This window comes from Natronomonas sp. (assembly GCF_028274965.1).
Lineage (GTDB): Archaea > Halobacteriota > Halobacteria > Halobacteriales > Haloarculaceae > Natronomonas.
Genome location: NZ_JAQCNO010000037.1, coordinates 1 through 14,719, shown reverse-complemented (window position 1 = coordinate 14,719; position 14,719 = coordinate 1). Strand labels below are relative to the sequence as shown.

Below are 14,719 nucleotides of genomic sequence, written 5' to 3'. Positions count from 1 at the left end.
CCGGAACGTCTCGGTCTCCTCGGTGTTGAACCGCTCGGCGTACGCCCGGAAGTCCTCGACGTCGGTCTCGTTTTCGAGTCGTCGCTCGTAGGCGAACCGCCACTCCGCGCGTCCGTCCTCGCGGACCGTAATGACGAACACCGTCCGATCCGCGTCGAACCCCTCGAGTTGCGCGATTGGTCCGCCGGCGTCGGCGTCCTGCTGTGGGCTCGCTCCCGCGGGATCCGCGCCGCCGACCGGGACGGTGCCGAGCCCCACCGAACAGAGACACAGGGCGACGAAAAAAAGCACCGCCAGTCGCCGGCGCGGCAGTCTCATCGGTACGCGGACTGTGACGCGTCGGCGTATAAAAACTCCCGTCTCGGACTGCGGCCCACCCGCGACCCCCGGTGGCGTCTTCGGGACCGAAGCGCACGGGCCCGGAGCGCACCCGGACGTCGCGGAGAGTTAGACATATCAATCCCGGCGTCGCATCGGTAGGTATCGAATGCGTCAGTACCACGAACTCGTCACGGAGGCGCTCACCGGTGGCCACTACAAGCCGAACCGGACGGGCGTCGACACCCTCGCGACGTTCAGCCACCACTACGAGGTGGACCTCGCCTCGGGGTTCCCGCTGTTGACGACGAAACGGATGGACGGCTACCGGTGGAACTCGCTGATCCACGAACTCCTGTGGTATCTCTCCGGCGAGGAGCACGTCCGGAACCTCCGCGAGAAGACGAAGATCTGGGACGCCTGGGCCGACGACGAGGGGCGTCTCGACACCGCCTACGGTCGGTTCTGGCGCCGGTACCCGGTTCCGGAGGGCGCCGATCGGCTGCCCGGCGAGAGCTGGCCGGGCGCAGGCCACCGCTGGACGACGACCGAACGGACCGCCGACGGCGGGACGCGACAGGTCTTCGATCAACTGGGCTACGTTCTCGATACGCTCGAGGAGCGACCGCACTCCCGGCGGCTCGTCATCAACGCCTGGCACCCGGCGAACGCCGCGGTGTCGACGCTCCCGCCGTGTCACTACACGTTCGTGTTCAACGTCCAGGGCGACCGGCTGAACGTCCATCTCACGCAGCGCTCGGGCGACATCGCCCTCGGGATCCCCTTTAATCTCGCGGCCTACGCGCTTTTGACCCACGCCGTCGGGAACCGCACCGGCTTCGAGGTTGGCACGTTCGGGCACACGATCGTCGACGCGCACGTCTACTGCGGGGCCGACGAGCGCGGCGCGTTCTACGCCGACAACCTCGGCTCACTCAGAGAGCGTCTGGCCGCCGTCGAGGACCGCTCGGAGTACGCCGAGGTGCGGGCGTGGCTCGAGGACGCGGCGCCGCCGGAGCCCGACGAGCAGGCGGGCTACGACCACGTGCCGGGGCTTCTGACACAGCTGTCCCGGGAGCCGGGCGAGCGCCCCCGGATCGACGTCGCCGACAAGCCCCTCGAGGAGTTGGAGTACGACGACGTCCGGCTGGAGGGCTACGACCCCGATCCGGGGATCTCGTTTTCGGTCGCCGAATGAAGCTCTCGCTCGTCGCCGCGGTGGCGGAAAACGGCGTCATCGGCGCCGACGGCGAGATGCCGTGGCACTACCCCGAGGATCTCAAACGGTTCAAGCGGCTCACGGTCGGCCATCCGGTGATCATGGGCCGGCGGACCTACGAGTCGATCGCCGAGCGACTCGGCGGCCCGCTTCCGGATCGGACGAGCGTCGTGCTCTCGCGGCGCGAGTCCCTCGGGTTGCCGTCGGGTGCCGTCCACGCCCGCGATGTCGAGACGGGCCTCGATCGCGCCGCCGCCGCCCTCGAGGACGGCCGCGAGACCGTCTACGTCGTCGGCGGCGCAACGGTGTACGACGAGCTCATCGGGCGGGCCGACGAGCTCCGGATCACCGAGATCCCGGCGTCCCCGGACGGCGATACGTACTTCCCGGAGATCGGCCCCGAGTGGGACGAACGCGACCGGGAGACCGTCGGCGATCTCGCCTTCGTCACGTACCGACGGTAGGCCCCGATCGGGAGCGTCGAGCGGTACGCCGAGCGTTCACGCCGGGACCGCTGGAACGTGTCCGGTGGCGAGGGTACGGTCGGTGCCGATCGTACCCACCCGAAGGTTGAATACCGATAGAACGGATATAACGCTCACAATGCCCTCTGGATTTCTCGTGGTCCCGGGCCGGGCTAAACGAAGTGACCGAACCGACAGCGGACGGGCCTCGCACACCGTCGACAGAACGAACCGCCGTTTCGCCGGGGCGAAATGAAACTCGCAATCGTCGGCGTGGGGCAGGCGGGCGGGAAGATACTCGATAACCTGATCGAGTACGACGACACCCGCAACACCGGGTTCGTCGGACACGCCGTCGCCGTCAACTCCGCGAAATCCGATCTCAACGGCCTCGATCGTGTCCCCCGCGAGAACCGGCTGTTGGTGGGCCAATCGATCGTCGAAGGACACGGGACGGGGACCGACCCGGGGACCGGACAGCGGTGTGTCCGCGAGGACATCCACGAGATCACCGACGTGATCAGTCGGGTTCCGGCGAGCAGTCTCGACGCATTTCTCATGATCGCCGGTCTCGGCGGCGGCACCGGAAGCGGGGGCGCGCCGGTCATCGCCGACCGCCTTGCGGAGGTCTACGCCGAGCCGATCTACGGGCTCGGGATACTGCCGGCGAGCGACGAGGGCGGCATCTACAACCGCAACGCCGCGAACTCGCTTCAGCGGTTCGTCGACGCCACCGACAGCGTGCTGCTGTTCGACAACGGTTCGGCGCGGACCGGCGGCGAGACGCTCTCGGAGGGGTACGCTGAGATCAACGACGAGATCGCAGCCCGCTTCGGGACGCTGTTTTCGGCCGGCGAGATGGAAGCACTCTCGGGAAACGTCGCCGAAAGCGTCGTCGACTCCTCGGAGATCATCAACACCCTCGGGACGAGCGGTCTCACTACGATCGGCTACGCCTCCGAGCCGATCCAGACCGACGACGACAGCGGCGGCCTGCTCAGCCGACTCCTCGGGTCCGACGACAGCCCCGAGTTCGAGTCGGCCGGCAGCGACCCGAACCAGATCGTCTCGTTGGTCCGGCGTGCAGCGCTCGGCGAACTCACGCTCCCGTGTGCGATCGACAGCACGAGCCGCGCGCTGTTGATCGTCTCGGGACCGCCCGACCACCTCAGCCGGAAGGGGATCGACAAGGCCCGAGACTGGCTTGAGGGCGAAACGGACTGCCGGGAGGTCCGGGCGGGCGATTACCCACTCCCGGGTGAAGACCGGATCGCAGCCCTCGTGGCGCTGTCCGGCGTCACCGACGTCCCGCGGATCGAGGAGATGCAGTCGCTCGCCGCCGACAGCGAGGCCGCCGCGGCCACCCGCAAGGACGAAAGCGAAGACGAGTTCGAAGAGCTACTCGAGTACGGCGACGAGGACGGCGAGGAACCGGCCTAAGCCGGCCTACGGCGCGCCGGCCAGAACCGCACGCACCGGGGCGTCGCTCCGGTTGTGGAGCTGTCTGTGCGTTTCGGGCGTGTACGCGATTCACGCCCGCCGCGAACAGCAGGACCACCTCCGTCTCGCCGTCTTCCTCGGAGCCGTCGTCGGCGTCGATCGTCACCGTCAGTTCGCCGTCCACGGCGAGATACACCTCCTCGTGGTCCGTCTCGGCGTGGTCGTGGGCCTTGCCCTTCGCTCCGGGGGCGAGTTCGAGGAGGGTAACGCCTACGCGCTCACAGCCGAGGGGATCCCGGAAGAAGTGCATGCTGCCGTACTCTTGGGTGACGACGCTGTCGGTCTCGTCGCTCGTCGCGATGTCGTACGCCATACCGGTCGGTGCGGCCGGCGACGGCATCAGAGGTTCTCCGGCGGCACTCACCCGGCGTCGGGGTCGACGTCGAGTTCGGAGGCGCCGGCCAGCACGCGGTAGCTCTCGAGGGTGCCCGCCATCGGCGGGGCCTCGGCGTCGTCTTTCCGCTGGGTCCCGTAGTCCATCCAGCGTCCGCCGGTGTAGCTGTACATCTCGAAGGCCGCCTCCGTCTCCGCGACGAGATCGACGACGGGGTTCTCCGGAGCGTCCGGCGGGAGGGCCGTCGACCGAACCGCGCTGTTGGGGTCCATTACCCATATCGCGCGGGCGTCCTCGAACCGTTCGCGAGCCTCGGCCTCCGAGAGTGGTCGCTCCGGCCAGCTCTCGGCCGGTTGTGGCTGCTCCATACCGCCCGTACGCGCCGGAGGGACAAACCGTTTCGGCCGCCGTCGCGGTCGGGCGGTTCCAGCCGGCTTATAGGTGTCGAACCGCTATCGCTCGGTATGCCGAGTGATAAGGAAGCCACGACCGAGGGCGAGCGCGGGACGGACGACGGACGGGCCGACGCCGGCGCTGAATCCGAGGCCGAAACCGGATCGGCGTCGGCGCCGGAACCAGAGTCAGAGCCCGACTCCGAGTCCGAGCCTACCTCCGAACCGGAGTCCGAGGCCGAACCCGCGTCCGATTCGGTCACCGACGTCGATACGATCGTTGTAGACCCGGAGGACGTGCTGCAGGCGGTCGCCTACAACGGCCAGGAGGACATCGGCCTGAAGGCCAAGACGGTGTTCAGCCTGACGCCGCCGTTCGGCGACACCGTCGAACCGTCGCTCAAACATCTCGAGGACGACGGCGGCGACGACGAGGAGATACACATCCGGCCGTTCCGGTTCGTCGCGGAGGGCAGACAGGTGATCGATCAGCGTCCGACGTCGTCGCTCGCAAACGAGGAAATGGACGCCGACGACCCCGAGGACGCGGCGATCGAGGCGTGGATCGACGAGGCCCTCGCCGAGTGGAAGGCCCACGTCCGCGAGAACCTCGTCGATTCCGTCGATATCTACTCCTCACACGGGATGGCGTTCATCGACGTCGAGTATCGCGAGGAGTGACGCCCTCGGGGTCGCCGCCGGGTTCTGGATCGGTAGCCGTCGGTTCGTCGTGAGTCCGCGCGGGCCGCCATCCGGTTGTCCCGGAGCGGGTCGGTCGGCGACCTGCTACGCGTGGGCTGATGATCGCGGTCAGGAGGCCTCAAGCAGCGTTTTCGTGAATGCCGCCTGTGCGTACGCCATCGCGTTCAGCGCGTTCAACGCGAGCACGCCAAAGAGCACCCCCACGCCGGCGACCGCAAGCGCCTCCGGAAGGGTCGAAACCGTCCACGAGCCGATCGCGTACTCGCCCGCTCCCGCGGGCGGGCCGGCTGCAAAGGGGATCGATCCGTCGTAGACGAACGGCGCCGCCAGGAGCGCGGTCGTGACCGCGACGGCGGTCGTGACCGCGACGACGGAAACGATCCCCGAGACGAACTTCGTCACCAACAGGACCACGCCGATCCACGTCGCGGGGGCGGTGATCAGCCGTCTGATCGCGTCGATAAATCCGTCTCCGGGAAGCGTCAGCCCCTCGCTCGCGTCGAACGCGCGGAGAAACGCCGGCACCGACGCGTCGACGCCGACCAGCCACCGCGCGAGTCGCGCTTCGATCCCCGCAGCCGCGACCGCACCCGAGAGGGTCACTATGAGAATCGGCAGCCCGATCACGGTAACGAGGAGTCCGAGTCCGACCGCGGTGCCCGTCGTGAGCCAGACGAAATACGCCACGCCGAGGGGGAACGTGAGCAGCAGGTACAGCAGGCTCTTATACGTTCGAACGCGGACCGGAGCCGCCAACACTCGTCGAACGAGAGCGAGTGCGGTCCGGTTCGTCGGCGTCGGCGTCGGTGTGGGTGTCGTCATCGTTGCTGGTTCGGCGTGCGTCCGCCGCGGACGTAAGGACGGTTAAGGCACAAAACCGCGTTGTACCGTCGACCGGCCCCGGTGCCGAACAAGCGGCTCGAACGCGGTGGTGCTCGCAAAAATGCGGTCTGTCGGCGCGATCCCGACGCGCGGTCCTACTCGCCGTCGTCGCCGAAGCGGACGATGAGCGACTCCGTGACCAGCGCGTACACCGTCATCTCCTTTCCTTTCGAGGAGTATCGCGACCCGACCGCCTCGATCAGGCCGACCTCCTGGAACCGATCGAGGTGATAACAGACGTTCTGTACGGAGATCCCGAGTTCGGTCGCGACCTCCGAGGCCGTGCGCGGCGTCTCCTCGAGCACGGCGACGATCCGCCTGGCGGTGTCGCTCGCGAGCACCTCGAAGACGGTGCTCTCCTCGGCGATGTCCACCGTCTGCGTGTCCCGTTCGACGTTCCCGGGAACGGTCTCGGGGAGCAGTTCACTCACCGACATGTTACGCCCACCTCCACGAGGGCGGCGCATATCGCAGGAGGGTCTCGGAGCGGCGGTACTGAAGACGGGTGACCGATTCAAGCGTCATTGCTCACCTGAACAAACTACCCTATGACCAGTGTAAGGAGTGGCTAAGTACGCAGATCCGTCTCGGCCAAGTGGCTAAGCATCTAGAATCCACGGTAGGGATACCCGCGGTGCCGGCGATCCAGGGCACTGTCAGCGACCGACTCCCGGGGGCTCCGGCTCGGCGGTCTCGAAGAACTCCTCGAGGAGCTTTCGCTGGCTCGCACGGAGGTGATGGAGCAGCGTCGGCGCGGTGATGCCGAGCGAGTCGGCGACCTCCTCGGCGGTGCTGCCGCGGGGGGACTCGAAGTAGTCGGCCAGAAACGCGGTCCGCAGAACGGTCTCCTGTCGCTCGGTCAGCCGATCGCGGAGCGTGTCCCGGAACTCCTGTACCGTCTGGATCTCCCGTTGTTCCTCGCGTTTGGCCAACACCTCGACGTCGAAGCGGCGTGAGGCGGCGTCGATGATCCGCCTGATCTCCTCTTCTGGCGGCAACTCGACGGTTATCCGCCCCCGGTCGGGGTCGAAGTTCGCCGACCGGACCGTCGCCCCGTGGGCCAACAGCGTTCCGAGCGACGTCCGCCCACCGAGTTCAATCTCCAACAGCCCCCCGGCGTCGCTTTCGTTGATCACCCGCGATAGGGCGATCGGCTCGTCCTCGGCGACCGCGTCGGCGAGGCGATCGGGGGAGACGCCTTCGACGCGCAGGAATCCGAGCGCTGCCCCGTCCTCCTGTGAGACGAGCCCCTCGACGACGAACTCGCCGCCGACGTCGTCCGCTGTTGCGACGAGCGGTGCCGCCGCGTCGGCCACCCGTAGGGTGACCTCGACGACCGCGTCCGAGAGCAGAAGCGTCCTGTTTCGGGCGGCGTTCACGGCAAATCCCGCGATCGAACCGACCGTCGCGAAGACCGACCGTTCGCGCTCCGAGAAGCCGTCCTTGTCGGCGGCGTACACCCCGATGACGCCGTAGACGCTCGAGCCGTACGTCAGGGGGATCGCCAAAAGCGACTGGACGCCGTCGGCGAAGGCCCCCCGGCGGACCGGTTTCGGGACCGAGCGGTCGCTCGGGATCGGCTGTGAGACCTGCGGCGTCGCGGTTTCGATCGCGCGGCGCTCGGGGAGGTCACCTCCGGCGTCGGCCCCCAGGCATTCCTCGATGCGATCGAAGGTCCGGCCGGTCGCGCCGGCCGACGCGCGGACGGCGATCTCGTCGCCGCCGACCCGCCGCTCGCCGAACCACGCGAACTCGTAGATGTCCGTTTCGCCGAGATGTTCACAGACGGTCTCGGCGATGTCCGTGCGCGTCGAGGCCTCGACGAGATCCGCGAGCACCGCGGCGATAAGCTCGTTCAGCACCGTCAGCCGGTCGAGTTCGTCCTCGAGGCGCTCGTTCGCCCGTCGGCGATCACGGTGGGCGCTCTCGTCGGCGAGATACACCGTCACGAGCCCGTCGGTCGGGACGATCGAAACCGAAAGCCACCGGTCCAACTCGGGGTAGTACTCCTCGATCGAGCGTTCCTCCGGAACCGACGCCCCCTCGCCGAAGGCGGCCGGGATCGCGTTGTCGACGGAGTCCGGAAAGACGGCGTCGATCGGCGTCTCCGTCGACGCCGCGGCGTCGACCCCCAAGAGGTCCGCGGCCGTCTCGTTGATCGCGGTGACCGTTCCGTCGGGCGTCGCTTCGAGCACCCCGATCGGCGCTCGTCTGAGTTGGTCGTTCATGCGTCCGGGTCGATCTCTCGGAACTCGAAGCGGGCCCCCTCGGTGCCGTTTGTCGCCTCGACTGTCCATCCGTGACATTCCGCAATACGCCTTACGATCGAAAGCCCGAGCCCGGTCCCGTGCTCGTGGGAGCTGTATCCGGGATCGAACACGGCCGACTCCGCGTCCGGCGGGATCCCCGGGCCGTCGTCGGCAACATAAAACCCGCAGTCGGCATCTGCGTCGCCGTTCTCACCTCCGTCTTCGTCGCCGCCGTCATCGCGCGTGTCGCGGTCGGCCCGGAGCCGTCCGACGGTGACGTCGGCCTCCTCGCCGTGCTCGACGGCGTTTCGGAACAGGTTCTCGAACAGCCGCTCGACGCGGTCTCTGTCGGCCACTGTCGTTGGCAGGGCCTCGGCGATGGTCAGGGTCGCCGTCCCGGTTTCGACGGTCTCCCACGCCGAGTTCGCCGCGGTGTCCAACTCGACGGCCCTCTCCGGCGTGATGATCTCGTCGCCCCGCGACAGCGTCAGGACATCTTCGATGATCCGCTCCATGCGCCCGTGGGCCTTCTCGACGCGATCGAAGTGCTCCTCCGCCCCGGTTTCGCGGCCCGCACGGAGCCGCGCTTTGGCGACATCGAGGGGGTTCCGGAGGTCGTGACTGAGCACGCTCGCGATCCGGTCGACGTCGAACCCCTCGTCGGCGTCCTCGCCCTCCGCACGCGTCGTGTCCGTCGCCCCGCCGGCAGTCGGTCGGTTCGCCGCGTCCCGTTCGGGTCCGTCCTCGGGGGCCCCGTCAAAAAACGCGTACCCGAAGGCGTCGTCCGTCGGCGGCACTACCCGCACCGCGTGTGCGGTGTCACCGATCGCCACCGAGGCCGTCCCCGGTTCGGTGCGATCGAGCGCCTCTGCGAGCGACCCCGCGTCGGGCGCCTCAAGGCCGAGTTCCGCCGGCGTGCTCGCCGCCGCGGTTTCGGAGGCCGCAACGCCGAACGCCGACCGAAACGCCTCGTTTGCGGCCTCGACGGTCGGCTCTCCGCCGTCGATCGCGTACGCGACGACCGGCTCCGGAAACCGATCGATCGCAACGGCGCGGCCGTCGCCTGCCCGGTCAGGCCCGTTCATGCTCCGCGCGTCCGTGTGAGGCCCGTGTACCGTTCGAGGCAACCCGCGTGATGGGATCCCGAGAGCGTGCCGTCATTATACGACTGAACCACTGTCGTCACAGCGACTTAGTAGTGGAGTCTAGCTATACAGACCCTCCGGTCCACGGCGGGGACGGTCCCACGCGACGCCGTCGGGATCGCGGCACACCCCGAAAGAGGAAGGGTTAATCCCCCGCGTCGGTACCGTATAGCACGGTCGAAGGCGGTCCAGACCGCACGGCATCCGGCATGAGAATCGAACCGTACCTCCCGAAGTCCGTCCGCTCGCGCTACGCCCTGAAACTGCTCGGCGTCTCGCTCGTCATCGTGCTGTTGATCACGGCGCTGGTGACGGTGACGGCCGTCCAGGTCTCCGATCGCGTCCAGGAGGACCAACTCCAGTCGGTCGAGCGAAACGCCGAACTCGAAGCCCGCGCGTTGGGCCAGTGGATCGACGGAAAACAGCAGGTGGTGCGAACGCTGTCGAGCCACGAGGGGCTGACCCCGGTTTCCGAGGAGCGGACGCGATCGACGCTCGTGACCGAACGCGACGCGCTGTCGCCCGAAACGGAGACGCTCTCGGTCGTCGAGCGCGCCCCCGACGACTCGAACGGGACGACCGAGCCGATCGTCGCCAGTACCGATCGGGAACTCGTCGGCGAGCCGCTGGCGGCGACCGACATCAACTGGAAGCCCACGACCGGCTTTTCGTTCGACGGCACGGACGACGTCATTCTCTCGTTGGTGTACACCGACGAGGACGGCACACTGGTCGCGGTGGCGTCGCCGCTGCCCGGCGGGGAGCACGTCCTCGTCGCGGAGTACCGAACGAGCGTCCGCGCCGAGCGATTCACCAGCACCATCGCCGGCACGGAGACGCTCGTCCTCGGCGGATTCACCGCCTACGTCCTGTTCGACGAAAACGAGTCCCGGGACATCACCCGCTACGACGGCCCTCAGCCGAACACCACCATCGAACGCCGGATCCTCGAGGCCGAGCCGACCGCCGAGATCAGCGGCTCGGTGCTCACCGACTCGGCGGTAAAGGGGTACCACACCGTCCCCGGCGACAGGGTCGATTGGGTGGTCGTCAAGGAGGTCCCCAGATCGACGGCCCTGAGCGTCACCGACCGCGTCCGCCGCGACCTGTGGCTGTTGGTCGCAACGGTGCTCGTCGGATTTTTGCTCATCGGCGTCGTCATCGAGCGGGGGCCGATCCGGTCGATCCAGCGGCTGGCGCGGCAAGCCAACGCCATCGCGGAGGGCGACCTCGACGCCGACATCGACCGCGGCGACCGCATCGACGAGGTCGGCGAGGTCCGGCGGGCGTTCAGCAACACGAAGGCATACGTCGAGACGATCACCGAGCAGGCCGACGCGCTCTCCGAGCGGTCGTTCGACGACGAGGCGCTGGAGGCCGACATCCCCGGTCGCGTCGGCGATTCGATGGCGAGCATGCGCCGCGATCTGCGGCAGTTCATCACCCGACTCGAGGTGTTCAACCGCGTGCTCCGGCACAACCTCCGGAACCAACTCGACGTCATCAACAGCCACGCCGAGACCGTCGAGGACTCAGAGCACAGAGCGGCCATCCTCGAGGCGACCGAAACCCTCGCCGCCGTGGGAGCCCGCGCCCGCCGGGTCGATCACCTCATGTCAAAGGAGTTGCGACCGACGCCGGTCCGGATCGCCGAGCGGGTGCGCGCGGTGAGAGACGGGATCGAAGCCGAGACCGAAGCCGAAATCGGGGCCGACGGCGTCGCGGTCGAGACGTCGATCCCCGAGGACGCGACGGTACGGACCGACGTCGAGGTGCTCACGACGGTGCTTCGGAGCCCGCTGGAGAACGCGTACGCCTACGCCGACTCCACTGTCACCGTCGCGGCGACGGCGACCGAGGACGGGTGCGTCATCGAGATCAGCGACGACGGGCCGGGGATCCCGGAGGCCGAACTCGCCTCCCTGAGCGCCGAAGAGGAGACACCCCTGCGGCACAGCCGTGGGCTCGGGCTCTGGGAACTGAAGTGGGGCGTCGACGCGCTCGGCGGCGACCTCGCCTTCGACACCGAGGACGGGACGACCGTGGTGATCCGGCTGCCCGATCTCGAGGCGGCCTGAGGCCTGGCGCCGTCCGCTCGGCCGGGCGCTTCGGACATCGACGAGTGCGTCCGAACCGACGGGTGCGCCGTTAGCGACCGCCGGCCGGGTGCCCGAGCAGCCGTCGACAGTACGCGACCGTACAGCCGACATCGATCAGGACCGTCCCCACGAGCAGAACCGGGAGCGCCGGCGTGTATTCGCCGACCAGGACCGCAGAGAGCGTCAGAAGCCCGTTTGTAGAGAGCATCGTCACCGGAAACACGAGGGTGCGTTCGACGAGCCCGTGCCGGAGCGAGACCGCGATCATCGTACCGGCCAACAGCACAACGGCGATGCCCCCGCCAACGGCCGCAGCGATCGGGTCGACCGTCATCGAGCCACCCGGAAACCGGGGGCTACGGTCCGCCCCGGGAGTTCTCTCCGAGGGTGCGTCGCTGGACATTCGCGCCGCCGCGCCGACCGAAAGCCCTGCCGAAAACGCCCGGCTCACGTCGGAGCATCACTTGTTTTCGAGCGCGTCGAGGACGCACGCGGCGGCGACGACGGCCTCCTTGGGCACCGTGCTCGCGTCGTCGATGTCGACCGTGTAGGTGTCCCGCAGCGAGAACTGTCCCTCGATGTCGCCGACGTGTGCGCCGTCGGCGTCCAGTATCTCGTATTTGTTCGGGATGAGATTCGCCGCCGAAACGACGTGTCGGAGCGCCGAGAGGAGCTTGCTCTTCGATCGGATCGTCGCCAGCGCCTCCCCCGTCTCGGGGTCCCGGACCGTCCAGTTCTCGAGGAAAAACGAGAGGTCCTCGTCGAGCACGACGACGTCCTCGCCGGTCCCGGCGTCGCTGAGGGTGTAGGTCCCGGCGACGTCCATGATCCCGCCGGCCTTCACGCTGAAGGCGTCCTCGCCGTCGCCGGTGAGGAAGGGAAACTCCTCTTTCATCTTGAACAGTTTCTGTTTGCCGCGCAGGACGACGGCGCCGGCGCTGTCCCGGACGACGTACTTGTTGCGGACGACCGATTGGGTGATCTCGTAGCGATCGTCGGTGAGATCCACCGTCGAGATGTCGTAGTCACTCGACGCCGGAGCGCGTCTGGAGGGCTCGGACATACGCGGGGCGTGGCTCACGCGAGAAAAAAAGCTTGCGTTCGCCCGTCGGGTCTCGTCTCGCGTCGACGGCGCGGGGGCGGAGGTCGCCGCCGTCCAACTACTCGGAGAGATCGAAGTGCGATGCGGCCGTCTGCATGTCCTTGTCACCGCGGCCACAGAGGTTGACCAACAGCGTGTCGTGGCGGTCCTCTTCGGCGAGTTTGGCGGCCAACGCGAGGGCGTGTGCCGGCTCTAAGGCGGGGACGATCCCCTCGGCCTCGCTCAACTCGCGGAACGCCGCAAGCGCCTCCTCGTCGGTGATCGCGTGGTACTCCGCGCGGCCCATCTCCTGGAGGGCGGCGTGTTCGGGGCCGATGGCCGGGTAGTCGAGTCCGGCGGAGACGGAGTGGTTCTCGGTGTCCTCGCCGATGGTCCTCGTCTTCATGCCCTGGAAGACGCGCGGCTCCTCCTGTTCGGTCTTCGAGAGCGGCGCCGAGTGGTTCTCGTCGTCGGTCCCGCCCGGCTCGGCCCCGTAAAACATCACGTCGTCGTCTTTGAACGCGTGCCAGAGGCCGATCGAGTTCGATCCGCCGCCGACGCAGGCGACGCAGGCGTCGGGCAGCGCGCCGTGGAGGTCCTGGATCTGCTCGCGGGCCTCCTCGCCGATGACCGACTGGAACTCCCGGACCATCCGCGGGAACGGATCGGGCCCGACGACGCTGCCGACGAGGTAGTGCGTCGATTCGACGTTCGCCGCGAAGTCCTCCAAGGCGGCGTCGACGGCCTCCTTGAGCCCCTCGTTGCCGCGATCGACGGGCTCGACGTCGGCGCCCATCAGCCGCATCCGGAAGACGTTCATCTCCTGGCGCTGCATGTCGTGTCGGCCCATGTACACCGTCGTGTCGAGCCCCAAGAGCGCGCCGACCATCGCCGTCGCGGTCCCGTGCTGTCCCGCGCCCGTCTCGGCGATCAGCCGCTGTTTGCCGGCCCGCTTTGCCAACAGCGCCTGCCCGAGCGTGTTGTTGAGCTTGTGGGCGCCCCCGTGGAGGAGGTCCTCGTGTTTGAGGTAGATCTCGGTCCCGTAGCGCTCGCTCAGCGTCTCGGCATGAAACACCGGCGTCGGACGCCCGCCGAACCGCTCGAGCAGACCGCGGAACTCCGACATGAACGCCTCGTCCGCGATCGCCTCCTCGTACGCCGCCGCCAGTTCCTCGAGGGGTTCCTCGAGCGGTTCCGGAACGTGTCGTCCGCCGAACTCGCCGAAGGTGCCGGGTGAAGCCATACGCCACATAGAGGGGTCAGTGTAAAAAAACCAGCCGAAGGGCGAAGGGAGAAGGACACCGCCCGGGTCCCGTCGGGACCGATCAGCCCCGACCCCGGTAGCGGATCAAGAACGCGGTCGCAAGGAGCGCGACGACCGCGACGCCGACGCCGAAGCCGGGCAGATCGGCGGGTTCGGGGATCGCGCCGTCGTCGGACGCCGCGGACCCCTCGGAGGGCCCGGAGTCATCCGACGCCGCGGAGTCGTCCGTCCCCGCCGACCCGTCGTCGCCCGACGCGCTCGACGCGACGGTCACCGTCTCGGAGACGGTGTCGGTGTCGCCGGCGCGGTTGCGCACGGTGAGTTCGACCGTGTACTCGCCGGGGCTGTCCGCGGCGACCGTCGCCGTCGCGCCGGTCCGATCGAGTGCAGAGGACAGGGCGTCGCCGCTCACCGTCCACTCGTAGGCGGTCACGTTGCCGTGTTCGACGCTCGAACCCGTCCCGTCGAGGGTCAGTTCCGCGCCGGGCGACGGCGAACTCGGAGCGACCGAGAGCGCCGCCTCGGGTTCGCCGACGGCGCTCACCGAGAAGTACGAAAAGCCCGGCGTCTCGGCCGCCACGGTCACGCCGTCGTCGGTCTGCTCGACGACCTCCGTTTCGAGTTGCTGCCACTCGCCCGCCGAGAAGCGGTTGACGCGGAGGTCCTCGGCGGCGGCGTCGATCTCCGCGAGCCGATCGGCCGAGACGTCCATCCGCAGCGTTGCGCTCTGATCGGTCGCCTCCTCCGGGACGCTGATCTCGGTCACGGCGACCGAGTCGCCGGGCGAGGGGCCGATCTCCGCCGGCTCGTCGTCGAGTTCCGTGACCGTGACCGATCCCGAAACCGACGCGGCGTCGCCCCCTGAGTCCGAGTCGGAGCCGGAGTCAGAACCGGAATCGGAGCCCTCCTCGGCGTTCAACTCGATCCGCTCGACCGTCGATCCCTCTTCGAACTCCGCGGCCGGGGCCCCGGTTTCGGGATCGGACGCGATCTCGGCGCTCGCCTCGTCGACGATCTCGGCGCCGGTCGCCTCCTCGGGTTCGGGTTCGGGCTGGGGCTCGGAGTCCGTC

Annotated in this window: 15 protein-coding genes; 5 read left to right on the top strand and 10 right to left on the bottom strand. The window is 68.3% G+C overall.

The window, feature by feature from the left end; genetic code table 11:
• The coding region (locus tag Q0916_RS05195) for a DUF7345 domain-containing protein (RefSeq protein ID WP_422656518.1) at positions 1-318 on the bottom strand (318 nt) is incomplete at its 3' end.
• Between the two features lie 169 nt (positions 319-487).
• On the opposite strand from Q0916_RS05195, the gene thyA reads away from it, so the two are divergent.
• The 3 genes from thyA to Q0916_RS05180 all read left to right on the top strand — a co-directional run bounded on the left by thyA (position 488) and on the right by Q0916_RS05180 (position 3,441).
• Positions 488-1,516 carry a thymidylate synthase gene (gene thyA / locus Q0916_RS05190; protein ID WP_299235310.1) on the top strand — a complete coding sequence of 343 codons (1,029 nt, stop codon included), beginning with the start codon at positions 488-490 and terminating at the stop codon, positions 1,514-1,516.
• Positions 1,513-2,001, top strand: coding sequence for a dihydrofolate reductase (locus Q0916_RS05185; RefSeq protein WP_299235307.1), 489 nt, complete (start codon positions 1,513-1,515; stop codon positions 1,999-2,001). The genes thyA and Q0916_RS05185 overlap by 4 nt, the downstream gene beginning before the upstream one ends.
• 252 nt (positions 2,002-2,253) lie before the next feature.
• Complete coding sequence (locus Q0916_RS05180) at positions 2,254-3,441, top strand: tubulin/FtsZ family protein (RefSeq protein ID WP_299235304.1); 1,188 nt, start codon at positions 2,254-2,256, stop codon at positions 3,439-3,441.
• A 420-nt stretch (positions 3,442-3,861) separates the two neighbouring features.
• Here the strand turns inward: Q0916_RS05180 and Q0916_RS05175 are convergent, their stop codons facing one another.
• The gene (locus Q0916_RS05175; RefSeq protein ID WP_299235302.1) at positions 3,862-4,203 is read right to left on the bottom strand and encodes a hypothetical protein; all 342 of its coding nucleotides are present in this window, start codon (positions 4,201-4,203) and stop codon (positions 3,862-3,864) included.
• A 96-nt stretch (positions 4,204-4,299) separates the two neighbouring features.
• On the opposite strand from Q0916_RS05175, the gene Q0916_RS05170 reads away from it, so the two are divergent.
• Positions 4,300-4,908 (top strand): hypothetical protein, encoded by a 609-nt coding sequence (locus Q0916_RS05170; protein ID WP_299235300.1) that lies wholly within the window; start codon positions 4,300-4,302, stop codon positions 4,906-4,908.
• Positions 4,909-5,037: 129 nt separating this feature from the next.
• On the opposite strand, the gene Q0916_RS05165 is transcribed toward Q0916_RS05170, so the two are convergent.
• The 4 genes from Q0916_RS05165 to Q0916_RS05150 all read right to left on the bottom strand — a co-directional run bounded on the left by Q0916_RS05165 (position 5,038) and on the right by Q0916_RS05150 (position 9,145).
• Positions 5,038-5,751, bottom strand: coding sequence for a sensor domain-containing protein (locus Q0916_RS05165; RefSeq protein ID WP_299235298.1), 714 nt, complete (start codon positions 5,749-5,751; stop codon positions 5,038-5,040).
• Between the two features lie 155 nt (positions 5,752-5,906).
• Entirely contained in the window at positions 5,907-6,248 is a 342-nt protein-coding gene (locus Q0916_RS05160) for an ArsR/SmtB family transcription factor (RefSeq protein WP_299235296.1), read from the bottom strand.
• Positions 6,249-6,467: 219 nt separating this feature from the next.
• Positions 6,468-8,039, bottom strand: coding sequence for a bacterio-opsin activator domain-containing protein (locus tag Q0916_RS05155; RefSeq protein ID WP_299235293.1), 1,572 nt, complete (start codon positions 8,037-8,039; stop codon positions 6,468-6,470).
• Entirely contained in the window at positions 8,036-9,145 is a 1,110-nt protein-coding gene (locus Q0916_RS05150; RefSeq protein WP_299235290.1) for a sensor histidine kinase, read from the bottom strand. Before Q0916_RS05150 ends, Q0916_RS05155 begins: the two co-directional genes overlap by 4 nt.
• Positions 9,146-9,414: 269 nt before the next feature.
• Here Q0916_RS05150 and Q0916_RS05145 point away from each other — a divergent pair, with 269 nt between their 5' ends.
• Entirely contained in the window at positions 9,415-11,283 is a 1,869-nt protein-coding gene (locus Q0916_RS05145; protein ID WP_299235286.1) for a sensor histidine kinase, read from the top strand.
• Positions 11,284-11,353: 70 nt separating this feature from the next.
• Here Q0916_RS05145 and Q0916_RS05140 read toward each other — a convergent pair whose 3' ends face one another.
• From Q0916_RS05140 to Q0916_RS05125, 4 genes are all read right to left on the bottom strand, one after another.
• Positions 11,354-11,638, bottom strand: coding sequence for a hypothetical protein (locus Q0916_RS05140; protein WP_299235283.1), 285 nt, complete (start codon positions 11,636-11,638; stop codon positions 11,354-11,356).
• A 126-nt stretch (positions 11,639-11,764) separates the two neighbouring features.
• Complete coding sequence (locus Q0916_RS05135) at positions 11,765-12,367, bottom strand: hypothetical protein (protein WP_299235280.1); 603 nt, start codon at positions 12,365-12,367, stop codon at positions 11,765-11,767.
• 97 nt (positions 12,368-12,464) lie between these two features.
• Positions 12,465-13,628 (bottom strand): tryptophan synthase subunit beta, encoded by a 1,164-nt coding sequence (gene trpB, locus Q0916_RS05130; RefSeq protein ID WP_299235277.1) that lies wholly within the window; start codon positions 13,626-13,628, stop codon positions 12,465-12,467.
• An 82-nt stretch (positions 13,629-13,710) separates the two neighbouring features.
• Positions 13,711-14,719: PGF-pre-PGF domain-containing protein (locus Q0916_RS05125; RefSeq protein ID WP_299235274.1), on the bottom strand; the 1,009-nt coding region annotated here is incomplete at its 5' end.

What these genes read in the sequence shown, in the direction of transcription:
- thyA (WP_299235310.1), top strand. Translation starts at nt 488, where the DNA reads ATGCGTCAGTACCACGAACTCGTCACGGAGGCGCTCACCGGTGGCCAC.
- Q0916_RS05185 (WP_299235307.1), top strand. Translation starts at nt 1,513, where the DNA reads ATGAAGCTCTCGCTCGTCGCCGCGGTGGCGGAAAACGGCGTCATCGGC.
- Q0916_RS05180 (WP_299235304.1), top strand. Translation starts at nt 2,254, where the DNA reads ATGAAACTCGCAATCGTCGGCGTGGGGCAGGCGGGCGGGAAGATACTC.
- Q0916_RS05175 (WP_299235302.1), bottom strand. Translation starts at nt 4,203, where the DNA reads ATGGAGCAGCCACAACCGGCCGAGAGCTGGCCGGAGCGACCACTCTCG.
- Q0916_RS05170 (WP_299235300.1), top strand. Translation starts at nt 4,300, where the DNA reads ATGCCGAGTGATAAGGAAGCCACGACCGAGGGCGAGCGCGGGACGGAC.
- Q0916_RS05165 (WP_299235298.1), bottom strand. Translation starts at nt 5,751, where the DNA reads ATGACGACACCCACACCGACGCCGACGCCGACGAACCGGACCGCACTC.
- Q0916_RS05160 (WP_299235296.1), bottom strand. Translation starts at nt 6,248, where the DNA reads ATGTCGGTGAGTGAACTGCTCCCCGAGACCGTTCCCGGGAACGTCGAA.
- Q0916_RS05155 (WP_299235293.1), bottom strand. Translation starts at nt 8,039, where the DNA reads ATGAACGACCAACTCAGACGAGCGCCGATCGGGGTGCTCGAAGCGACG.
- Q0916_RS05150 (WP_299235290.1), bottom strand. Translation starts at nt 9,145, where the DNA reads ATGAACGGGCCTGACCGGGCAGGCGACGGCCGCGCCGTTGCGATCGAT.
- Q0916_RS05145 (WP_299235286.1), top strand. Translation starts at nt 9,415, where the DNA reads ATGAGAATCGAACCGTACCTCCCGAAGTCCGTCCGCTCGCGCTACGCC.
- Q0916_RS05140 (WP_299235283.1), bottom strand. Translation starts at nt 11,638, where the DNA reads ATGACGGTCGACCCGATCGCTGCGGCCGTTGGCGGGGGCATCGCCGTT.
- Q0916_RS05135 (WP_299235280.1), bottom strand. Translation starts at nt 12,367, where the DNA reads ATGTCCGAGCCCTCCAGACGCGCTCCGGCGTCGAGTGACTACGACATC.
- trpB (WP_299235277.1), bottom strand. Translation starts at nt 13,628, where the DNA reads ATGGCTTCACCCGGCACCTTCGGCGAGTTCGGCGGACGACACGTTCCG.